Here is a 21427-nt window from a genome sequence, read left to right on the forward strand (position 1 = left end):
CACAGGCCCGCCTCCCGGATCCGGTCATGCCGCTGCCGGCGCGTCCTCGCCCACGAACGTCCGCCACAGCCCGGCATACCGCCCGCCCAGGGCGAGCAGTCCATCGTGGGTGCCGTCCTCCACCACCCGCCCGCGGTCCATCACCACGACCCGGTCCGCGCGGGCCGCGGTGGTCAGGCGGTGGGCCACGACGAGTGTCGTGCGGCGGCCTGCGAGGCGGTCGGTGGCCTGGTTGACCTGGGCCTCGGTGGCGAGGTCGAGGGCCGCCGTGGCCTCGTCGAGGAGGAGGATGTCGGGGTCGACGAGTTCCGCGCGGGCCAGGGCGATCAGCTGGCGCTGGCCCGCCGAGAGGTTGCGGCCGCGCTCGGCGACCTCGTGGAGGTAGCCGCCGTCGAGCGTGGCGATCATCTCGTGGGCGCCGACCGCGCGGGCCGCCGCCTCGACCTCGGCGTCGGTGGCGGCCGGGCGGCCGTAGGCGATGGCGTCCCGGACCGTGCCCTGGAAGAGGTACGCCTCCTGCGGGACCACGCCGAGGCGGTGGCGGTAGGAGGTGAGGTCCAGGGAGCGCAGGTCGGTGCCGTCGACCGTGACCTGTCCGCCCGTCGGGTCGTAGAAGCGGGCCACCAGCTTCACGAGGGTCGACTTGCCCGCGCCCGTCTCGCCGACGAACGCGACCGTCTGGCCCGCGGGGATCGTCAAGTCGATGCCGCCGAGGGCTTCTTCGTCACCGGCGTACGCGAAGTGCACGTTCTCGAAGGCCACTTCGCCGCGCAGGGAGAGGACCTCCAGCGGCTCCTCGGCCGCCTTCGTGGACGTCGGCTCCCGCAGCAGCTCCTGGATGCGGCCCAGGGAGACGGTCGCCTGCTGGTAGCCGTCGAAGACCTGGGAGAGCTGCTGGACCGGGGCGAAGAACAGGTCGATGTAGAGCAGGTACGCCACCAGGGCGCCCGTCGTCAGGGTCGTCGCGTCCACCCGGCCCGCGCCCGCGATCAGTACGGCGGCCGCGGCCACCGACGACAGCAGCTGCACGAACGGGAAGTAGATCGAGATCAGCCACTGGCCCCGGATACGGGCCCTGCGGTAGCTGTCGCTGCGTTCCGCGAAGCTCCGGCCGCCGTCCCCCTCGCGCCGGAACGCCTGCACGATCCTGAGCCCGGACACCGACTCCTGGAGGTCGGCGTTGACCAACGCGACGCGTTCCCGGGCCAGTTCGTAGGCCTTCACGCTCGCCTTGCGGAAGAAGTACGTCGCCACGATCAGCGGCGGCAGGGTCGCGAAGACGACCAGCGCCAGCTGTACGTCGATCACCAGCAGGGCGACCATGATACCGAAGAAGGTGACGACCGAGACGAACGCGGTGACCAGGCCGGTCTGCAGGAAGGTCGACAGGGCGTCGACGTCCGTCGTCATCCTCGTCATGATCCGGCCGGTCAACTCCCGCTCGTAGTAGTCGAGTCCGAGCCGCTGGAGCTGCGCGAAGATCTTCAGACGCAGGGCGTAGAGGACCCGCTCCCCCGTGCGTCCGGTCATCCGGGTCTCGCCGATCTGCGCCGCCCACTGGGCGAGGACCGAGAGCAGCGCGAGAAGGGTCGCCGTCCAGACCGCGGCCATGGCCATGCGGGAGACACCGTCGTCGATGCCGTGCCGGATCATCACCGGGAGCAGCAGACCCATGCCGGCGTCCACGGCCACCAGGCCCAGGCTGATCAGCAGCGGTGCCCCGAAGCCGCGCAGCAGCCGTCGCAGGCCGTACGACTCCTCGGGGGTGACCGCGCGTGCCTCGTCGATGCCGGGGGTGTCCGTCGCCGGGGGCAACGCGTCGACCTCGGCGAGGAGTTCGGGGGTGGCCGGGGTGCCGGCCAGGGCCAAGTCCCTGGGCTCGCGGTCGCCGGTCCACAGGCGGGGCGTCACCCCGCGCTCGGCGTCGAACTCGGCGTCCAGTTCGTCGCGTACGGAGGTGTCGTCCTGTACGGCGACCGGCTGGGCGTGGCCCGGGGAGACGCCGCCGAGGCCGTCGGGGTCGGTGAGCAGGCGGCGGTAGAGGGGGGAGCGGCCCTGGAGTTCCTCGTGGGTGCCGAGGTCGGCGAGGCGGCCGTGCTCCAGGACGGCGATGCGGTCGGCGAGGTTGAGGGTGGAGCGGCGGTGGGCGATGAGGAGAGTCGTGCGGCCCTCCATGACCTGCTTCAGGGCCTCGTGGATCTCGTGCTCGACCTGCGCGTCCACGGCGGAGGTGGCGTCGTCCAGGACGAGCAGGCGCGGGTCGGTGAGGATCGCCCGGGCGAGCGCGACGCGCTGACGCTGGCCGCCGGAGAGGGTGAGGCCGTGTTCGCCGACCTTGGTGTCGTAGCCCTCGGGGAGCTCGGCGATGAAACGGTCCGCCTGGGCGGCGCGGGCGGCCTGCTCGATCTGTTCCCGGGTCGCGTCGGGACGGCCGTACGCGATGTTGTTCCTGACCGTGTCCGAGAACAGGAAGGAGTCCTCGGGGACCAGGCCGATCGCGGCCCGCAGCGAGTCGAGGGTGAGCTCGCGGACGTCGTGGCCGCCGATGAGGACGGCGCCGTGGGTGACGTCGTAGAAGCGCGGCAGCAGGAGTGAGACGGTGGACTTTCCGGAGCCGGAGGAGCCGACGACCGCGAGGGTCTCTCCGGGGCGGATCTCGAAGCTCAGCCCGTCGAGGACGGGGCGCTCATGGTCGTAGCCGAAGGACACGTCGTCGAACTCGACCGTCGCGGGGGCGTCGGCGGGCAGCTCCTTGGCGCCCTCTTGCATGGTGGGCTCGGTGTCGATCAGTTCCAGGACACGCTCGGTGCCGGCGCGTGCCTGCTGGCCGACCGTGAGGACCATGGCGAGCATCCGGACCGGGCCGACGAGCTGGGCGAGGTAGGTGGAGAAGGCGACGAAGGTGCCGAGGGTGATGTGACCGCGGACCGCGAGCCAGCCGCCGAGCGCCAGCATCGCGACCTGGCCGAGGGCGGGGACGGCCTGGAGGGCCGGGGTGTACTTCGAGTTGAAGCGGATCGTGCGCAGGCGGCCCGCGAAGAGGCGGCGGCCGACCTCCCTGAGCTTTCCGGTCTCCTGGTCCTCCTGGCCGAAGCCCTTCACCACGCGTACGCCGCTGACGGCGCCGTCGACCACGCCCGCCACGGCGGCGGCCTGGGCCTGGGCGTACCAGGTGGCGGGGTGCAGCTTGGAGCGGGAGCGCTTGGCGATCCACCACAGGGCCGGGGCCACCGCCAGGGCGACCAGGGTGAGCGGGATCGACAGCCAGGCCATCACGACCAGGGAGATCAGGAAGAGGGCGAAGTTGCCGATCGTCATCGGCAGCATGAAGAGCAGGCCCTGGATCAGCTGGAGGTCGCTGGTGGCACGGCCGACGACCTGGCCGGTGGACAGCTCGTCCTGACGGCGGCCGTCGAGGCGGGTGATGGTGCCGAACATCTCGGTCCGCAGGTCGTGCTGGACGTCGAGGGCGAGGCGGCCGCCGTAGTAGCGGCGGATGTAGGTGAAGGCGTAGACGAGGACCGCCGCGACGATCAGGGCTCCGGCCCAGGGCGCCATGTCACGGCTGTGGTCGCCGACGACGTCGTCGATGATCACCTTGGTGATCAGGGGGACGATCGCCATGACGGCCATGCCGGCGAGGGAGGAGCCGAGGGCGAGTACGACGTCCTTGGGGTAACGCCAGGCGTACCCGGCCAGTCGTCGTGCCCATCCCCGTTGCGGTGTCACGCGGGTGCCCTCCGGTTCGTACGGCCTGATCTTCCGGAAGGCACCAACGCGAAATCAAGCGGATTTCATCCCTCCGCAACAGTCCCTCCGCAACAGAACGGGTCAGACCCGTACGCGCAGGTAGTAGAAGCGGGTCGTCTGCACCACGTTCTGGTTGTCGTCGCTGACCAGCAGGACCTTCAGGCGGCCCTTGTCATGGCCCGTGATCACCATGCCCTCGATGTTGTCCAGAAGCGGGTTCGGCTGGGGCTGCTTGGCCGCGGCGCCCAGGGTCGGGCAGCTCGCGATGTCGGTCAGCAGGGTCTTCTTGATCAGGCGTACGCCGGACTGGCCCGTGAGGTTCTCGATGCCGCTGGTGTCCGTGGCGTGGCGGGGGTCGGCCAGGTAGAGGCGGACCGTGTTGCCGACGCCGGAGGTGAAGCCGCGTTCCAGGACGAGAAGGCGGCCGTCCGGGAGGGCCTGGACCTCGGGGACGCCGAGGAAGGCGGCGTCGGTGCGGTAGGCGTACTGGGCGGAGAGCTCCCAGGTCTTTCCGTGCCGCTGCCAGGTCTGGAACCGGACGATGCCGGCCGTGTCGCCGGAGAGCGCGTACTCCATGGAGGCGAGCAGGGTGCGGCCGCCGTTGGTGAGGGTCAGGCCCTCGAAGGTCTGGTTCGACGTGGCACGGCCCGTCGGGGCCACCTGGAGGGAGGCCGGGACGGGCAGGCGGTCGAGGATTTTGCCGTCCACGCTGTAGCGGCGGATCGACGGCTCGGTCTCCGACGTGATCAGCCGGGTGCCGTCCCGGTCTATCACCAGACCCTCGGAGTCCAGCGCGGCACCGTTCTCGTCGGCGAGCGGGACGACCGACTTCGGCGCGAGACTCTTCGCGTCCAGGTCGAAGAGGGCGGAACGGTCCGAGAGGGCGGCCAGCGAGCCGTCCCTGTCCACCGCGAGCGCGGAGAAGTTGCCGACGAAGGCGCCGTCGTACGTCGTCTTGTCGAGCGCGTCGGAGAAGCGGTCGAGGGAGACGGAGGGGGAACAGGCGTGGCTCACCGGCGCGGCGGCGACGGCGGGTCCCGCCGCCGTCAGGCAGGTCGCCGCCGCCAGGGCCGCGGTGGTGGTCGCGAGTACGGTTCTCAGCTGCATGGGCGTCACGGTAGGGCGGGTGGGTGACGTACGGGAGTCCGTGAGGAGTCAGGTCTTACCCGGGAGTCCGTGAGGCGTCAGGTCTTACCCGGGAGTCCGCGAGGCGTCAGGTCTTACCCGGGGTTGTACGAGGCCTTACTCGCCCCTTTGACAATTCACAGGCAGCCGCCAGGTACGGCACAGCCCGCACCCACCCGGCTTTCGCACGATGCCGGGGTGACATCTGCCACCGATCCGCACCCCCACACCGAGACCACGGCCGTCTCCCCCGACTGGGCCCCGCCCACGCCACCCGCCGCGCCACCGGACAGGGCCCCACGCTGGTCGCTGCCCGCGCTGCTGGCGATCCTGGTCCTGGCCGGCGTGCTGTACGGCTGGAACCTGTCCGGGTCCAGCCTGAACAGCTTCTACAGCTCCGCCATCTACAGCGGCACGCAAAGCTGGAAGGCCTGGTTCTTCGGTTCGCTCGACGCGGGCAACTTCATCACCGTCGACAAGCCGCCCTTCGCGCTGATGATCATGGGCCTGTCGTGCCGGATCTTCGGCTTCGGCACCTGGCAGATGATGGCACCCGAGATCGCGGCCGCCCTGGGCACGATCTGGATCCTGCACACCTCCGTGAAGAAGGTCTTCGGGCATGTGGCGGCGACCGTCGCCGCGCTCGTGCTCGCGCTCACCCCGATCACGGTCGCGATCAACCGTGACAACAACCCCGACACCATCCTCGTCCTGCTGATGGTGGGCGGCGCGGCCCTCGCACTGCGCGCCGTCCGCAACGACAAGCTGCTGCCGCTGATCGGCTCGGCGGTCCTCTTCGGGCTCGCCTTCAACACCAAGATGCTCCAGGGCTACATCGCCCTGCCGGCCGTCTTCGCCGTGTACGTGTACGCCTCGAAGCTCGGCTGGAAGAAGAAGGTCGTCAACCTGGCCCTCGCGGCTGTCGCTCTGACCGTCGCCAGCTTCTGGTGGGCCACGGCGGTCTCCCTCGTCCCGGCCGACGACCGGCCCTACATCGGCGGCTCGACCGACGGCTCCGCCTGGGACCTGATCATGGGCTACAACGGCCTGGGCCGGGTCCTCGGCGGCGAGGGCAACGGCGGAGGCGGTGGAGGCGGAGGCGGCACCTTCGCCGGCACCGCGGGCATCGGCCGGATGTTCAACGACGTCCTCGGCGGCCAGATCTCCTGGCTGATCCCCTTCGCCTTCCTCGCGCTCGTCGCCGGCCTGGTGCTGTGCGGCCGGGCCCCGCGCACCGACGCCACCCGCGCCGCGCTCGTGATGTGGGGCGGCTGGCTGGTGCTGCACTACCTGACCTTCGCGATGGCCGAGGGCACCATGCACCCGTACTACACGACCGCGCTCGCCCCCGGCATCGCGGCGCTGACCGGCGCGGGCGGCGTCATGATGTGGCGTGCCTTCCGCGGCGCCGACGCCCGCTGGTCCTGGGTCCTGCCCGCCGGCCTCGCGGTCACCGGCATCTGGGCGATCGTGCTGCTGCGCCGGGCCACCGGCTGGAACACCTGGCTGTGGCCGGTCGTCGGCGTGGTCATGGTCCTCGCGATCGTGGGCCTGTTCGTCTTCAGGACCGCGAGCTCCGGCACCAAGGCGCGGCTGCTCGCCGTGTCCGTCGCCGCGGCGATCGTGGCGGCCCTCGCGGGTCCGACGGCGTACGCGGCCTCGCCGGCCTTCTCCTCCACCAGCGGTGGCATGGGCGGCACCAACCCGACGGCGGGTCCCTCGACCGGCGGCGGCATGGGCGGTCCCGGCGGCGGTGGCGGCCGGGGCGGCTTCGGCGGCAACGGTGGCGGACCCGGCGGCCAGCAGGGCACCGAGCAGGATGGCCAGGCGAACGGCGAGTTCCCGGGCGGCGGCAACGGGCAGATGCAGCCCGGTGGCGGCAACGGTGAGCTGCCGCAGGGCGGCGGTACGGCTCCTGGAGGTCAGCAGGGCGGCCAGGCGAACGGGGAGTTTCCCGGCGGCGGCACGGCACCCGGTGGACAGAACGGCGAGTCCGGTACGTCCGGTACGGCTCCCGGCGGCACCGGCGGTACGAGCGGTGGCCCCGGCGGTGGCGGCGGCGGTATGGGCGGCAGCGTCGACGGCGAGCTGGTCTCGTACCTGGAGAAGCACCAGGACGGCGCCAAGTGGCTGCTCGCGGTGTCCAACTCGCAGAGCGCGGGCCAGCTGATCCTCAGCACCCACAAGCCCGTCATCTCCATGTGGGGCTTCACCGGCTCCGACGCCGCGATGACCCTCGACAGGCTCAAGGAGCTGGTGAAGAAGGGCGAACTGCACTACATCCAGCTCGGCGGCGGTGGCATGGGCGGCAACAGCAGCCTCAACCAGGAGATCACCAGCTGGGTGCAGAAGAACGGCACGGCGGTGAAGGAGAGCGACTACAGCACGAGCAAGAGCTCGACGTCCGAGTCGACTTCCACGTCGAACACGAACACGTCGACGATCTACCGCCTGGACGCGTCGGACGTCAGCTGACCAAGAGCTGACCGAGAACCGGCAGACGGCCCCCGACCACGCGTCGGGGGCCGTTTTCGCGTGTCAACTCGCGTAGACAAGGCCCGATTTGCCGTTTCAGGTCACTCAATGGACACGCGCCATCCATTTACAAGGCTGCATGCTCATGCCACGCTCCCATCTGCCGCCTCCATTCAACCCGCGTAGATGGGACCCCACTTCATGCTGGCGACACGCGTACGCAGCTGGAAGTCGGTGGCCTTGACCACCGCCGCCGTGCTGGTCGGGCTCGCCGCCCCGGTCGTGACCACGACCCCGGCCGCCGCCACGACGACCGCCTACGACTCGACGTACTACAAGAACGCGATCGGCAAGACGGGCACGAGCCTCAAGTCGTCCCTGCACACGATCATCAGCGCCAACGTCACGAAGATCTCGTACTCCGCGGTCTGGAACGCCCTCATGGCCACCGACCAGGACCCGAACAACAGCAACAACGTGATCCTGCTGTACAGCGGTGTCTCCCGCGCCAAGTCCCTCAACGGCGGCGACGTCGGCGACTGGAACCGCGAGCACACCTGGGCCAAGTCCCACGGCGACTTCGGCGAGTCGATCGGCCCCGGCACCGACCTGCACCACCTGCGGCCCGCGGACGTCCAGGTCAACAGCATCCGCGGCAACCTGGACTTCGACAACGGCGGCAGCGCCGTCACCAACGGCGGCGGCAGCACCGTCGACTCCGACTCCTTCGCGCCGCGCGCCGCGGACCGGGGCGACGTGGCCCGCATGATCCTCTACATGGCCGTCCGCTACGAGGGCGACGACGGCTTCGCGAACCTGGAGCCCAACGAGAAGGTCGGCAACGGCTCCAACCCCTACATGGGCAAGCTCTCCGTCCTCAAGGCCTGGAACGAGGCGGACCCGCCCAGCGCCTTCGAGGAGAAGCGCAACCAGGTCATCTACGACACCTACCAGCACAACCGCAACCCGTTCATCGACCACCCGGAGTGGGTCGAGGCAATCTGGTAGGCGCCCGGCTACAGGTGCGTGGGTGCGAACATCCGTAGCACCACCGGGAGTACGACCACCGAAGGCCCCGGTGAGCCGAGCGCCTTCGACAGGTCGTCCGACAGGGTCTCCGGGGTCGTACGGACCCCGGGGACGCCGAACGACTCCGCCAGGGCCACAAAGTCCGGGCGGGTCAGTTCCGTCGCCGTAGCCTCGCCGAAGGCGTCCGTCATGTACTCGCGCAGGATGCCGTAACCGCCGTCGTCGACGATCAGCCAGGTGACGTTCAGGTCGTACTGGCGGGCGGTGGCCAGTTCGGCGATGGAGTACAGGGCTCCGCCGTCGCCGGAGACCGCCAGGACCGGGCGGGTGGGGTCCGCGACCGCCGCGCCCAGGGCCGCGGGGAAGCCGTAGCCCAGGCCGCCGGCGCCCTGCGCCGAGTGCATGTGGTTGGAGCCCTTGGCGTCGAAGGCGGACCAGGCCCAGTACGTCAGGATCGTCATGTCCCAGAAGGAGGGGGCGGAGGCGGGCAGCGCCCGGCGGATCGCCGCCAACAGGTCCTGTTCCAGGGTGAGTTCCTGGGCGGCGATACGGTCGGAGACCTTCGCGAGGACGGTACGGACCCGCTCGGGAGCCTCGGTGTCCTCCCTCGGTGACACCGTCTCCAGCAGCGCCTGCAACGCCAGTCGCGCATCCGCGTGGATGCCCAGCGCCGGGTGGTTGGACTCCAGCTTGCCGAGGTCCGCCTCGATCTGGACGACCCGCCCTCGCGGCCTGAACGTGTGGTAGTTGGACGACAGTTCGCCCAACCCCGAGCCCACCACGAGCAGGACGTCCGCGTCCTCCAGGAAGTCCGTCACAAAACGGTCCTCGATCCAGGACTGGAGGGACAGGGGGTGCGTCCACGGGAACGCCCCCTTGCCGCCCGGCGTCGTCACCACCGGCGCCTGAAGCAGTTCCGCCAGCTGTCGCAGCTTGCGGGACGCGTCCGCCCGTACGACTCCCCCGCCCGCGATGATCGCCGGGCGGGCGGCGCGGGACAGCAAGTCCGCTGCCACCGCCGTGAGTTCGGGGCGCGGCGGCAGCTCCTCCGGGAACGCGTCGCCACCCGTCACCACCGGGATCAGCGTCGGCGACAGCAGCACGTCCTGCGGGATCTCCGCCCACACCGGGCCGTGCGGGGCGGTCAGCGCCGACTTCCAGGCCGCCTCGATCGCCGACGGGATCTGGGACTGGGTGCGGACCGTGTGGACCGACTTGACCACGCCCCTGAACGAGGCCGACTGGTCCGGGAGTTCGTGCAGGTAGCCGTGGCGGCCGCCGCCCAGGCCTGCGGAAGGAATCTGGCTGCTGATCGCCAGGACGGGGGCCGAAGCCGCGGCCGCCTCCTGGAGGGCGGCCAGGGACGTCAGCGCGCCGGGGCCCGTGGACAGCAGCAGCGGGGCCGCCTCCCCCGTGATCCTGCCGTACGCGTCCGCCGCGAAGCCCGCGTTGTTCTCCACCCGCAGACCGATGTAGCGCAGGTCGGACCGCCGTAGCGCGTCGAACATGCCGAGCGCGTGCTGGCCGGGCAGGCCGAAGACGGTCGTCGCGCCGAGCCCGGCCAGGGTCTCCACGACCAGGTCTCCGCCGTTGCGGCCGGGAGGAGGGTTGAGAGCAGCGGAAATCTGCGCCTCCGTCGGACGGAGCACCAGGTCGTGGTCGTGAGTCACTGCGCGCGGGCCTCGGCAATCTGGCGGGACATGATCGTGGTCAGTTCGTAGGCGGTGTGGGAGGCCGCCACCGACGTGATCTCCGCGTGGTCGTACGCGGGGGCCACCTCGACGACGTCCGCCGACACCAGGTTGCACGATGCCAGACCCCGCAGGATCTCCAGCAACTCGCGGGAAGTCATGCCGCCGGCCTCGGGCGTGCCGGTGCCGGGCGCGTGCGCCGGGTCCAGGCAGTCGATGTCGACGGAGATGTAGAGCGGGCGGTCGCCGATGCGCTGCCGCAGCTGGTCGGCCACCTCGTCCACACCGCGCCGCATGACATCCGCGGACGTGACGATCCCGAAGCCCAGCTTGGCATCGTCGTCCAGGTCCTGCTTGCCGTACAGCGGCCCGCGCGTGCCCACGTGCGAGAGGGCGGAGGTGTCGAGGATCCCCTCCTCCACCGCCCGCCGGAACGGCGTCCCGTGTGTGTACTCCGCGCCGAAGTACGTGTCCCAGGTGTCGAGGTGCGCGTCGAAGTGCAGCAGCGCCACCGGGCCGTGCTTCTTCGCGACCGAGCGCAGCAGCGGCAACGCGATCGTGTGGTCGCCGCCCAGGGTCATCAGCCGGGCGCCGGTGCCGAGGAGGTCGTCCGCCGCCGCCTCGATCGTCTCGACGGCCTCGTTGATGTCGAAGGGGTTGACCGCGATGTCCCCGCCGTCCGCCACCTGGGCGAGCGCGAAGGGGGACGCGTCCTGCGCCGGATTGTAGGGCCGCAGCAGCCGGGAGGCCTCGCGGATCGCGTTGCCGCCGAAGCGGGCGCCCGGCCGGTACGAGACACCCGAGTCGAACGGCACCCCGACCACGGCGACATCCGCCCGGCCCACCTCGTCGAGGCGCGGCAGCCGGGCGAAGGTCGCGGGTCCGGCGTACCGCGGGATGCGGGAGGAGTCGACGGGGCCGCGGGGCGTCTCGGGGGAGCTCATGGTCGTATGCCTTCCGTTTGTCTTCACCGCTTCACCGTTCGAGTACGGCGGCCAGGGCATCGACGACACTAGGTGGCCGGAAAACGGCTGCGAAGTGTACGTTTCATCCATTCGAGCGGTACTGGATGGAGGGAACATCCACCATGTCGGACCCGGCTGTCCCACCCACCCCACCGGTCCCACTGGCCGCGCTGCTGGCCCGCGAGGACCTCGCGCTACGGCAGATCGCGGGGCCCACGGATCCGGCCACGGTCGTCCACTGGGCGCACACCTCGGAGATGGCGGACCCGTACCCGTATCTGCTGGGCGGTGAGCTGCTGCTGACGGCCGGGGTGCACATTCCGGAGGCGGCGGGTTCGGGCACGTACTTCGACGACTACGTGTCGAGGATCGTCGCGGCGGGCGGGGCGGCGCTCGGCTTCGGGGTGGCGCCGGTGCACGACACGGTCCCGCGCGCGCTGGTCGCTGCCTGCGACGCCTACGAGCTGCCCCTGATCGAGGTCCCGCCCCAGACCACTTTCTCCGGCGTGGCCCGCGCGGTCTGGCAGCTGATGGCCCAGGCCCGCCATGCCGAACTCCGCCGCGTCACCGAGGCCCAGCAGAGCCTGGCGGCAGCCGCGTCCCGCCCGGACCCGGTGCCGTCGGTACTGCGACAGCTGGCGCGGCGGGTCGGGGGACAGGCGGTGCTTTTCGGGCCGGAGGGGGCGGAGATCGCGTCGGCCGGGAGGAAAACCGGGAGGACACAGGCGGACGACGCGCTCGCCCGGCTGGTCCGGCTCGTCGCGGAACGCGCCTCCACCACCGCCACCGACACCGTCGCCGGTCTCCACCTCGCCGTCTACGCCCTCGGCGCCGGGCACGGCTTCGCGCTCGGGGTCGCCGCGCCCCGCCGCGAGCCCGGTGATCACACCATCGCCTCCGTCGCCGCCGTACTGCTGTCGTTGCTCACCGGTGAACATCAGAGCGGGCCGGGAGCCGGGCGGTCGTCCGCTCTGGTACGGCTGCTGCTCGGCGCCCAGCCCGAGGACGTGGCCCCGCTTCTCGGCGGCGGGCAGTGGGTCGTCGTGCACGCCCGGCCCGACACGCCCGCCGCTCCCGACGCCGTCGCCGCCTCCGCGCTCGGCGCCTCGCTCGGGTCGCCGCTCATCGACGTGACGCGGGATGTCGTACGCGTGCTGCTGCCCGCCGACCGGGAACCGGGCCCGCAGCCGGGGTGGACGCTCGGGGTGAGTGCGGTGGCCGGGCCGCGGGAGGGGGCCGGCGCCGACGTCCAGGCGGCCCGTGCGCTGGCCCGGGCCCGCGCCACCCGGACCGAACTGGTCCGGTACGGGGCCCGGCCGGCGCTCGCCGACCTGGTGCCGGAGGCGGACGCCGAGGCGCATGCCAGGGCACTGCTGGCACCGCTGACATCCACCCTCACCGAGACTCTCCGCACCTGGCTGTCCCTGCACGGCAGTTGGGACCGTACGGCGGTCGCCCTCGACGTGCACCGCAACACCGTGCGGCAGCGGATCGCGAAGTGCGCGGCGCTGCTGGAGCTGGACCTGGACGACCCCGACGTACGGATGGAGCTGTGGTTCGCGCTGCGGCGGCCATGATCACGTGACCCGCGTCCCAGCGTGCGGGATGCGCGGCGGTCCCGTGAAGGTGTGCATCAGAATGGGATACATGCCGATACCCGGGACACCCAGCCGCGCCGAGCTCGTCGACCACCTTGTGAAGACCCGTATCGCGGGCGAGGTGGCCACTCCCCGTGAGAACAACCTCTCCCACTACCGCCAGCTGGCCAACGGCAACCGTCACTACTGGTTCGGCCTGGAGCTCGGCGACCGCTGGACCGACGAGCAGGACGTACTCGCGGTGATGGCGGAGCGGGTGGGGGTCAACGACGACCCGGAGTACCGGTACGGCCAGGACACCATCGATCCCGAACTGACCGTCGGTGCCCTGGAGCGGATGGCGGCGCGGCTGCGCAAGGCGGCGGACGGACAGCAGCGGGTGCTGTTCGCCACCGGACACCCCGGCGGCATGCTCGACGTCCACCACGCCACGGCCGCCGCGCTGCGCACGGCCGGCTGCGAGATCGTGGTCATCCCGGACGGGCTGCAGACGGACGAGGGGTATGTCATGCAGTTCGCGGACGTGGCGGTCCTGGAGCACGGGGCCACGCTGTGGCACACCCACTCCGGCGACCCGATGAAGGCCATCCTCACGGCCCTGGAGCGCGACGGCCGCCCGCTTCCCGACCTGGTCGTCGCCGACCACGGCTGGGCGGGCTACGCCGGGCAGCACGGCGTCGACTCCGTCGGATACGCCGACTCCAACGACCCGGCGCTGTTCCTGGCGGAGGCCGAGGGGACGGTCCAGGTGACGGTGCCGCTGGACGACCATGTGGTGAGCCCGCGGTACTACGACCCGATGACGGCGTATCTGCTGGTGGAAGCGGGACTGGCCTGAGCCCTCAGCGCCTGGGCGCGCGGACCACGCCCTCCTGGATCACCGAGAGGGCCAGCCGGCCGTCCCGCGTGTAGATGCGGGCCTGGCCGAGGCCCCGGCCGCCGGAGGCCGACGGGGACTCCTGGTCGTACAGGAGCCATTCGTCGGCGCGGAAGGGGCGGTGGAACCACATCGCGTGGTCGAGCGAGGCCCCGACGACGTCACCGACCGCCCAGCCGCCGCGGCCGTGCGCGAGGAGGACCGAGTCCAGGAGCGTCATGTCGGAGACGTAGGTGGCGAGGACGACATGGAGCAGCGGTTCGTCAACAGCACCGCCGAGCTTGCCGTTGGTGCGGAACCAGACCTGCGAGTGCGGCTCGCGCGGCTCGCCGAACTTGCCGTACGGCGGCTCGTCGACGTAGCGCAGGTCGATCGCCTCGCGGGCCTCCAGGAAGCGCTCCACGACCGTCGGGTCCAGGTGGTCGTAGCCGCGCAGCCGGTCCGCGGAGGTGGGGAGCGTGGCCGGGTCGGGGGCGGCCGGCATGGCGGCCTGGTGGTCGAAGCCTTCCTCGTGCCGCTGGAAGGACGCGGAGAGGGCGAAGATCGGCTGACCGTGCTGGACGGCGAGCACGCGGCGGGCGGTGAAGGAACGGCCGTCGTTCATGCGGTCGACCGTGTAGACGATCGGCGCGCCCGGGTCGCCGGGGCGCAGGAAGTACGCGTGCAGGGAGTGGGCGAGCCGGTCCTCAGGGACGGTCCGCCCGGCGGCGACCAGCGCCTGCGCCGCGACCTGCCCGCCGAAGACACGGGGGACGACGGCGGGGCGGGAATGGCCGCGGAAGATGTTCTCCTCGATCTGCTCCAGGTCGAGCAGATCGAGGAGAGACTGAAGTGCCTGGCTCATGGGAGCTGTTGTACCGGCCGGTAATTTCGCGCGGCTTACAGGCCCATGTCCTTCGCGATGATCGACTTCATGATCTCGTTGGTGCCGCCGTAGATGCGGTTGACGCGGTTGTCCGCGTACAGGCGGGCGATCGGGTACTCGTTCATGAAGCCGTAGCCGCCGTGCAGCTGGAGGCAGCGGTCGATGACGCGGTGGGCGACCTCGGTGGCGAACAGCTTCGCGCTGGCGGCCTCCGCGGGGGTGAGCTCACCGGCGTCGAGGGCTTCGAGCGCGCGGTCCACGACGGCCTCGGCCGCGTCCACCTCGGCCTTGCAGGCGGCCAGCTCGAACTTGGTGTTCTGGAAGGACGCGACCGGCTTGCCGAAGACGGTGCGCTCCTGGACGTACTGCTGGGCGAACCGGACGGCGGCCTTGGCCTGGGCGTAGGCGCCGTAGGCGATGCCCCATCGCTCGGAGGCGAGGTTGTGGCCGAGGTAGTAGAAGCCCTTGTTCTCCTCGCCGAGGAGGTCCTCGGCGGGGACCTTGACGTCGACGAACGCGAGCTCGGCGGTGTCGGAGGTCTTGAGACCGAGCTTGTCCAGCTTCCGCCCGACCGAGTAGCCCTCGGACTTGGTGTCCACGGCGAAGAGGGAGATGCCGAAGCGGCGGTCCTCGGCGGAGGACGGGGAGGTGCGGGCGGCCACGATCACGCGGTCGGCGTGGACGCCGCCGGTGATGAAGGTCTTGGCGCCGTTGAGGACGTAGTGCGTGCCGTCCTCGCTCAGCTTGGCGGTGGTCTTCATGCCCGCGAGGTCGGAGCCGGTGCCCGGCTCGGTCATCGCGAGGGCCCACATCTCCTCGGCGGAGACGAACTTCGGCAGGAAGCGCTTCTTCTGCTCGTCGGTGGCGAGCATCTTGATGTACGGCAGACCGAGCAGGACGTGCACACCGGAGCCGCCGAACTGCACACCCGCGCGCGCGGTCTCCTCGTACATCACCGCCTCGAACTTGTACGAGTCGATGCCGGCGCCGCCGAACTCCTCGTCCACGCGGATGCCGAATATGCCGAGCTCGGCGAGCTTGTAGTAGAAGTCGCGCGGCGCCTGCCCGGCCGCGAACCACTCGTCGTAGACGGGGACGACCTCGGCCTCGATGAAGGCCCGGAGGGTCTCCCGGAACGCCTCGTGATCCTCGTTGAACACCGTACGGCGCACGCCGTCCACCTCCACCGGTTACATGTCTAAGCGCTTGCTCACTCACGGTACCGGCGAGTACGAACAGCCGTCCAGGGGGTCCGCTCCGTAACGCTCGTCACTCCCCGGCTCTGCCATAGCGGCGGAACTCGGATGTCACGACCGTCCAGGGGCCGAACGGCACCGAGTCGCCGTAGATGTAGGCGTCCTTGCGGGTGTAGCGCCCCCTGCACGGGTCGGAGTGCACTTCGATCGTGCCGGTGCGCGGGTCGACGATCAGATAGTGGGCGATACCCATGGCCGGGTAGTCGGCGAGCTTCTCGATGTAGTCGTTGTTGGGGTTGGACGGCGAGACGATCTCGACGGCGGCGAGCACCTGTGTGGCATCGACGGCGAGGCCTTCCTCGTCGAGGACCGCCTCTGGGATGACGACCGCGTCAGGGAGGCGCATGCGGCCGATCGCCGGGTGCTCGATCTCAGGGCCACTGGCGCAGATGTAGCCAGGGCGGGTAGTGGGAAGCTGGTCGTCCAACTGCCTGCAGATGCGGTAGACCGTGCCCTCGTGCCGCTTCGGAGGGCGCGTCATGGCCAGTACCGGCCCGGACGGCCCGATCTCGACGCTCCAGGCGCCTTCCAGCCGCTCGGCGTAGGCCCCGAGTTCCTCGGCAATCGCGCGCATCTTCGCGTAGTCCATACCCACGGGCCCAGAGTACTGAGCCCAAGGTCCGCGGACGGGCGCGTCGGCGCAGCTCAGTCCCCCGCCGCCCGGAACGCCCCCCGGGCCATCCGATGCAGCAGCTCCGCCGTGGCCCCCCGCCCCGGCAACGAGCCCGGTCGCCCCAGATGCGGTGTCGAGTTCAGCAGACCGAACACCGAGTGGACCGCCGAGCGGGCCGTCGGTTCCGGCACCCCCGGATACACCTCGCGGACCACCTCCACCCACAGCTCCACATACTGCCGCTGCAGCTGCCGCACCAGCTTGCGGTCGCTGTCCCGGAGGCGGTCCAGCTCGCGGTCATGGAGGATGATCAGTGGGCGGTCGTCCAGCGCGAAGTCGATGTGGCCCTCGATCAGCGAGTCCAGCAGCGCCTCGGGGTCCCCTCCGTCCGACTCGGCGACCCGCCGCTTGCCGCCCGTCAGCAATTGACCGCTGATGCCGACCAGCAGCTCCGCCAGCATCGCGTCCTTGCCCGCGAAGTGGCGGTAGAGGCCGGGTCCGCTGATGCCGACCGCGGCGCCTATCTCGTCCACGCCCACACCGTGGAACCCGCGCTCGGCGAACAGCCGCGCGGCCTCCTTGAGGATCTGCTCGCGGCGGGTGGGGGCGTCGGTTCTGGTGGCCATGGAAGCAATTCTAGACAGGGAGGTTAGCGGTCGTTAACCTGAAGGAAATGGTTAACGCTCATTAACAGGCGATCACTGGGTGAGGGGACCGCGGGACATGGATCAGGCACCCGAGCTGACGAGCGCGGCGGACCCCGCGTCGGAGGCCTGGAAGGCCAACGAGGAGGCCCACCGCGCGCTCGTGGAGGAGCTGCGGGGCAAGCTCGCCGCGGCCAGGCTGGGGGGCGGCGAGAAGGCCCGACAGCGGCACACCGCGCGCGGCAAGCTGCTGCCCAGGGACCGGGTGGACGGACTGCTCGATCCCGGCTCGCCCTTCCTGGAGCTCGCTCCGCTCGCCGCCGACGGGATGTACGACGGACAGGCCCCGGCCGCCGGCGTCATCGCCGGGATCGGGCGGGTGAGCGGGCGGGAGTGCGTCGTCGTCGCCAATGACGCCACCGTCAAGGGCGGGACGTACTACCCGGTGACGGTGAAGAAGCACCTGCGCGCGCAGGAGGTCGCCCTCGACAACCGGCTCCCCTGCGTCTACCTCGTGGACTCCGGCGGCGCCTTCCTGCCCATGCAGGACGAGGTCTTCCCGGACCGTGAGCACTTCGGGCGGATCTTCTACAACCAGGCCCGGATGTCCGCCCGGGGGATTCCGCAGATCGCCGCCGTGCTCGGGTCGTGCACGGCAGGGGGCGCCTATGTGCCCGCCATGAGCGACGAGGCGGTCATCGTCCGGAACCAGGGCACGATCTTCCTCGGCGGGCCCCCGCTGGTGAAGGCCGCCACCGGTGAGGTCGTCACCGCGGAGGAGCTCGGCGGCGGCGAGGTGCACTCCCGGGTCTCCGGCGTCACCGACCACCTCGCCGAGGACGACGCGCACGCCCTCAGGATCGTGCGGAACATCGCCGCGACCCTTCCCGCGCGCGGGCCGCTGCCGTGGTCCGTAGAGCCCGCGGTGGAGCCCAAGGTGGACCCCTACGGCCTCTACGGCGCGGTGCCGGTGGATTCCCGCACCCCCTACGACGTCCGCGAGATCATCGCGCGCATCACCGACGGCTCCCGTTTCGCCGAGTTCAAGGCCGAGTTCGGGCAGACCCTCGTCACCGGCTTCGCCCGGATCCACGGCCACCCGGTCGGGATCATCGGCAACAACGGCATCCTGTTCTCCGAGTCGGCCCAGAAGGGCGCCCACTTCATCGAGCTGTGCGACCAGCGCGGCATCCCGCTGCTGTTCCTGCAGAACATCTCCGGCTTCATGGTCGGCAGGGACTACGAGGCAGGCGGCATCGCCAAGCACGGCGCCAAGATGGTCACCGCGGTCGCCTGCACACGCGTGCCCAAGCTGACGGTGGTGGTCGGCGGCTCGTACGGCGCAGGGAACTACTCGATGTGCGGCCGGGCCTACTCCCCCCGCTTCCTGTGGATGTGGCCCAACGCCAAGATCTCCGTCATGGGCGGCGAACAGGCCGCGTCGGTCCTCGCGACCGTCAAGCGGGACCAGTTGGAGGCCCGCGGCGAAGTGTGGCCGGCCGAGGACGAAGAGGCCTTCAAGGACCCGGTCCGCGCGCAGTACGAGCGCAAGGGCAACGCCTACTACGCCACCGCCCGCCTCTGGGACGACGGGGTCATCGACCCGCTCGACACCCGTCAGGTGCTCGGCCTGGCCCTGACCGCATGCGCCAACGCGCCGCTGGGCGACCCCCAGTTCGGCGTCTTCCGGATGTGAGGACCCATGTTTGACACAGTGCTTGTCGCCAACCGGGGCGAGATCGCGGTCCGCGTCATCCGCACCCTGCGCGCGCTGGGGGTGCGCTCGGTGGCCGTCTTCTCCGACGCGGACGCCGACGCACGACATGTCAGGGACGCCGACACCGCCGTACGGCTGGGACCGGCGCCGGCGTCGGAGAGCTATCTGTCCGTCGAGCGCCTCCTGGAGGCGGCCGCCCGCACCGGCGCCCAGGCCGTCCACCCCGGGTACGGCTTCCTCGCGGAGAACGCGTCCTTCGCGCGCGCGTGCGCCGACGCCGGGCTGGTCTTCATCGGGCCGACGGCGGACTCCATCGCGTTGATGGGCGACAAGATCCGCGCCAAGGAGACGGTCCAGGCGGCCGGGGTGCCCGTGGTCCCCGGCGGCCGTGACCCCGAACTCGCCGAGGCCGCACGCGCGTTGGGTGCGCCGGTGCTGCTCAAGCCCAGCGCGGGCGGTGGTGGCAAGGGCATGCGGCTGGTCCGGGACCTCACCGTCCTGGAGGAGGAGATCGCCGCCGCCCGCCGCGAGGCCCGTGCCTCCTTCGGCGACGACACGCTGCTGGTGGAGCGCTGGGTGGACCGGCCCCGGCACATCGAGATCCAGGTCCTCGCCGACGGCCACGGCAATGTGATCCACCTCGGCGAGCGCGAGTGCTCGCTCCAGCGACGGCACCAGAAGATCATCGAGGAGGCGCCTTCGGTCCTGCTGGACGAGGGCACGCGCGCGTCGATGGGCGAGGCCGCGGTCGAGGCGGCCCGCTCCTGCGGCTACCGGGGCGCGGGGACGGTGGAGTTCATCGTCCCGGGCGACGATCCGTCGTCGTACTACTTCATGGAGATGAACACCCGCCTCCAGGTGGAGCACCCGGTCACGGAGCTGGTCACCGGCCTGGACCTGGTGGAGTGGCAGCTGCGGATCGCGGCGGGCGAGCGACTGCCGTACGGGCAGGGGGGCGTCAGGATGACCGGGCACGCCGTCGAGGCCCGCGTCTGCGCCGAGGACCCGGCTCGTGGGTTCCTGCCGTCCGGCGGCCGGGTGCTCCGGCTCCGCGAACCCGAGGGCGACGGCGTCCGCACCGACTCCGGGCTCAGCGAGGGCACGGAGGTCGGCAGCCTGTACGACCCGATGCTGTCCAAGGTCATCGCGTACGGCCCGGACCGGGAGACCGCGCTCAGGAAGCTCCGGGCGGCGCTGGCGGGGACGGTGACGCTGGGCGTGCAGACCAACGCGGGGTTCCTGCGGCGGCTCCTTGCCCATCCGGACGTGGTGCAGGGGGAGTTGGACACCGGGCTCGTCGAGCGGGTGGTGGACGACCTGGTCCGCACGGACGTACCGGAGGAGGTGTACGAGGCGGCGGCGGCCGTACGCCTCGATGCGCTGCGTCCGCCCGAGGACGGCTGGACCGACCCGTTCTCGGTGCCGAGCGGCTGGCGGATGGGTGGCTTCGGGAAGCCCGCCGGATTCCACCTGCGGGTGCAGGACCCCGTGGAGTACGTCCCGCGCGGCACCCACACCGTCACCGACGACCAGGTCTGCGTCACCCTCGACGGTGTCCGCCACACCTTCCACCGCGCCGAGGACTGGGTGGGCCGGGACGGCGACGCCTGGCATGTGCGCGACCACGACCCGGTGGCCGCGTCCCTCACCCGCGGCGGTCACACCGGCGCCGACTCCCTCACCGCCCCCATGCCCGGCACCGTGACCGTCGTGAAGGTGGCCGTCGGGGACGAGGTGGCCGCGGGTCAGAGTCTGCTCGTCGTCGAGGCGATGAAGATGGAGCACGTCATCTCCGCCCCGCATGCCGGCACCGTCGCCGAGCTGGACGTCTCGCCGGGCACGACGGTCGCCATGGATCAGGTGCTCGCGGTCATCACTCCGGTGGAGGACGAGAAATGACACTGCCCATGGTGGTGCCGGAAGCGGGACTTCCGGCTCGCGTCCGCATCCACGAGGTCGGCGCCCGCGACGGCCTCCAGAACGAGAAGTCGACCGTGCCGACGGAGGTGAAGGCGGAGTTCGTCCGCCGCCTGGCCGAGGCGGGGCTGACGACCATCGAGGCGACGAGCTTCGTACACCCGAAGTGGGTGCCCCAACTGGCCGACGCCGAGCGGCTGTTCCCCCTGGTGAGCGGGCTGCCGGTGGAGCTGCCGGTGCTCGTCCCCAACGACCGGGGCCTGGACCGGGCCCTGGATCTGGGCGCACGCCGTGTCGCCGTCTTCGCCAGCGCCACCGAGTCCTTCGCCAAGGCCAACCTCAACCGCACGGTCGACGAGGCACTGGCGATGTTCGAACCGGTCGTCGCCAGGGCGAAGGGTGAGGGCGTGCACGTCCGCGGTTACCTCTCCATGTGCTTCGGCGACCCCTGGGAGGGCGCGGTCCCGGTCCCGCAGGTGGTCAAGGTCTGCCGCGCCCTGCTCGACATGGGCTGCGACGAGCTGAGCCTCGGCGACACGATCGGGGTGGCGACACCGGGCCACGTGCGCGCGCTGCTCACCGAACTCGACGTACCCGTGGAGAAGTTGGGCGTGCACTTCCACGACACGTACGGCCAGGCCCTCGCCAACACCTACGCCGCCCTCCAGCACGGCGTCACCACCGTGGACGCCTCGGCGGGCGGCCTCGGCGGCTGCCCGTACGCCAGGTCCGCCACCGGCAACCTCGCCACCGAAGACCTCGTGTGGATGCTGCGGGGCCTCGGCATCGACACCGGAGTCGACCTCGGCCGTCTTGTCGCCACGAGCGTCTGGATGGCCGAACACCTGGGCCGACCCAGCCCGTCCCGCACCGTCCGCGCCCTCTCCCACCAGGAGTGATCCGAG

At 71.0% G+C, this 21427-nt stretch carries 15 protein-coding genes; 7 read left to right on the forward strand and 8 right to left on the reverse strand.

The annotated features are described in order from the left end of the window. Positions 1-24: 24 nt before the first annotated feature. Positions 25-3729 (reverse strand): ABC transporter ATP-binding protein, encoded by a 3705-nt coding sequence (locus ACI2L1_RS36725; RefSeq protein ID WP_404743767.1) that lies wholly within the window; start codon positions 3727-3729, stop codon positions 25-27. 102 nt (positions 3730-3831) lie between these two features. Further along, positions 3832-4857: an esterase-like activity of phytase family protein gene (locus ACI2L1_RS36730; RefSeq protein WP_404743768.1), complete on the reverse strand. Its 1026-nt coding sequence runs from the start codon at positions 4855-4857 to the stop codon at positions 3832-3834. A gap of 216 nt (positions 4858-5073) precedes the next feature. Here ACI2L1_RS36730 and ACI2L1_RS36735 point away from each other — a divergent pair, with 216 nt between their 5' ends. Then, entirely contained in the window at positions 5074-7350 is a 2277-nt protein-coding gene (locus ACI2L1_RS36735; protein WP_404743769.1) for a glycosyltransferase family 39 protein, read from the forward strand. 201 nt (positions 7351-7551) lie between these two features. Next, positions 7552-8358 carry an endonuclease I family protein gene (locus tag ACI2L1_RS36740; RefSeq protein ID WP_404743770.1) on the forward strand — a complete coding sequence of 269 codons (807 nt, stop codon included), beginning with the start codon at positions 7552-7554 and terminating at the stop codon, positions 8356-8358. A gap of 8 nt (positions 8359-8366) precedes the next feature. Here the strand turns inward: ACI2L1_RS36740 and ACI2L1_RS36745 are convergent, their stop codons facing one another. Together ACI2L1_RS36745 and speB are read right to left on the reverse strand one after the other, a co-directional pair. Then, positions 8367-10049 carry a thiamine pyrophosphate-binding protein gene (locus ACI2L1_RS36745; protein ID WP_404743771.1) on the reverse strand — a complete coding sequence of 561 codons (1683 nt, stop codon included), beginning with the start codon at positions 10047-10049 and terminating at the stop codon, positions 8367-8369. Continuing rightward, on the reverse strand, positions 10046-11014 hold the full coding sequence (gene speB, locus ACI2L1_RS36750) for an agmatinase (protein WP_404743772.1): 969 nt from the start codon (positions 11012-11014) through the stop codon (positions 10046-10048). The genes ACI2L1_RS36745 and speB overlap by 4 nt, the downstream gene beginning before the upstream one ends. 143 nt (positions 11015-11157) lie before the next feature. Here speB and ACI2L1_RS36755 point away from each other — a divergent pair, with 143 nt between their 5' ends. Both ACI2L1_RS36755 and ACI2L1_RS36760 read left to right on the forward strand, forming a co-directional pair. Beyond that, positions 11158-12612: a PucR family transcriptional regulator ligand-binding domain-containing protein gene (locus tag ACI2L1_RS36755; protein WP_404743773.1), complete on the forward strand. Its 1455-nt coding sequence runs from the start codon at positions 11158-11160 to the stop codon at positions 12610-12612. Positions 12613-12682: 70 nt separating this feature from the next. Then, on the forward strand, positions 12683-13471 hold the full coding sequence (locus tag ACI2L1_RS36760; protein WP_404743774.1) for a phosphatase: 789 nt from the start codon (positions 12683-12685) through the stop codon (positions 13469-13471). Positions 13472-13475: 4 nt separating this feature from the next. Here the strand turns inward: ACI2L1_RS36760 and ACI2L1_RS36765 are convergent, their stop codons facing one another. The 4 genes from ACI2L1_RS36765 to ACI2L1_RS36780 all read right to left on the reverse strand — a co-directional run bounded on the left by ACI2L1_RS36765 (position 13476) and on the right by ACI2L1_RS36780 (position 16870). Further along, the gene (locus tag ACI2L1_RS36765; RefSeq protein ID WP_404743775.1) at positions 13476-14354 is read right to left on the reverse strand and encodes an acyl-CoA thioesterase; all 879 of its coding nucleotides are present in this window, start codon (positions 14352-14354) and stop codon (positions 13476-13478) included. A 35-nt stretch (positions 14355-14389) separates the two neighbouring features. Further along, positions 14390-15547: an acyl-CoA dehydrogenase family protein gene (locus ACI2L1_RS36770; RefSeq protein ID WP_404743776.1), complete on the reverse strand. Its 1158-nt coding sequence runs from the start codon at positions 15545-15547 to the stop codon at positions 14390-14392. Positions 15548-15644: 97 nt separating this feature from the next. Further along, the gene (locus ACI2L1_RS36775; protein ID WP_404743793.1) at positions 15645-16220 is read right to left on the reverse strand and encodes a Uma2 family endonuclease; all 576 of its coding nucleotides are present in this window, start codon (positions 16218-16220) and stop codon (positions 15645-15647) included. Positions 16221-16276: 56 nt separating this feature from the next. Beyond that, positions 16277-16870: a TetR/AcrR family transcriptional regulator gene (locus tag ACI2L1_RS36780; RefSeq protein ID WP_404743777.1), complete on the reverse strand. Its 594-nt coding sequence runs from the start codon at positions 16868-16870 to the stop codon at positions 16277-16279. Positions 16871-16967: 97 nt separating this feature from the next. Between ACI2L1_RS36780 and ACI2L1_RS36785 the strand changes: the two genes are divergently transcribed. Genes ACI2L1_RS36785 through ACI2L1_RS36795 form a run of 3 tightly spaced genes read left to right on the forward strand, consistent with a single transcriptional unit; the run spans position 16968 to position 21421 of the window. After that, positions 16968-18584 carry a carboxyl transferase domain-containing protein gene (locus tag ACI2L1_RS36785; protein ID WP_404743778.1) on the forward strand — a complete coding sequence of 539 codons (1617 nt, stop codon included), beginning with the start codon at positions 16968-16970 and terminating at the stop codon, positions 18582-18584. Positions 18585-18590: 6 nt separating this feature from the next. Beyond that, positions 18591-20504, forward strand: coding sequence for an acetyl/propionyl/methylcrotonyl-CoA carboxylase subunit alpha (locus ACI2L1_RS36790; RefSeq protein WP_404743779.1), 1914 nt, complete (start codon positions 18591-18593; stop codon positions 20502-20504). Next, the gene (locus ACI2L1_RS36795) at positions 20501-21421 is read left to right on the forward strand and encodes a hydroxymethylglutaryl-CoA lyase (protein ID WP_404743780.1); all 921 of its coding nucleotides are present in this window, start codon (positions 20501-20503) and stop codon (positions 21419-21421) included. The genes ACI2L1_RS36790 and ACI2L1_RS36795 overlap by 4 nt, the downstream gene beginning before the upstream one ends. The last annotated feature ends 6 nt before the right edge of the window (positions 21422-21427 follow it).

The sequence above is a fragment of the Streptomyces sp. NPDC019531 genome (assembly GCF_044903305.1).
Classification (GTDB): domain Bacteria; phylum Actinomycetota; class Actinomycetes; order Streptomycetales; family Streptomycetaceae; genus Streptomyces.

Bases quoted from the DNA above. Each gene is read 5' to 3' on its own strand.
- ACI2L1_RS36775 (WP_404743793.1), bottom strand. From the start codon at position 16,220: ATGGACTACGCGAAGATGCGCGCGATTGCCGAGGAACTCGGGGCCTAC.
- ACI2L1_RS36765 (WP_404743775.1), bottom strand. From the start codon at position 14,354: ATGAGCCAGGCACTTCAGTCTCTCCTCGATCTGCTCGACCTGGAGCAG.
- ACI2L1_RS36795 (WP_404743780.1), top strand. From the start codon at position 20,501: ATGACACTGCCCATGGTGGTGCCGGAAGCGGGACTTCCGGCTCGCGTC.
- ACI2L1_RS36755 (WP_404743773.1), top strand. From the start codon at position 11,158: ATGTCGGACCCGGCTGTCCCACCCACCCCACCGGTCCCACTGGCCGCG.
- ACI2L1_RS36790 (WP_404743779.1), top strand. From the start codon at position 18,591: ATGTTTGACACAGTGCTTGTCGCCAACCGGGGCGAGATCGCGGTCCGC.
- ACI2L1_RS36785 (WP_404743778.1), top strand. From the start codon at position 16,968: ATGGATCAGGCACCCGAGCTGACGAGCGCGGCGGACCCCGCGTCGGAG.
- ACI2L1_RS36730 (WP_404743768.1), bottom strand. From the start codon at position 4,857: ATGCAGCTGAGAACCGTACTCGCGACCACCACCGCGGCCCTGGCGGCG.
- ACI2L1_RS36760 (WP_404743774.1), top strand. From the start codon at position 12,683: ATGCCGATACCCGGGACACCCAGCCGCGCCGAGCTCGTCGACCACCTT.
- ACI2L1_RS36780 (WP_404743777.1), bottom strand. From the start codon at position 16,870: ATGGCCACCAGAACCGACGCCCCCACCCGCCGCGAGCAGATCCTCAAG.
- speB (WP_404743772.1), bottom strand. From the start codon at position 11,014: ATGAGCTCCCCCGAGACGCCCCGCGGCCCCGTCGACTCCTCCCGCATC.
- ACI2L1_RS36740 (WP_404743770.1), top strand. From the start codon at position 7,552: ATGCTGGCGACACGCGTACGCAGCTGGAAGTCGGTGGCCTTGACCACC.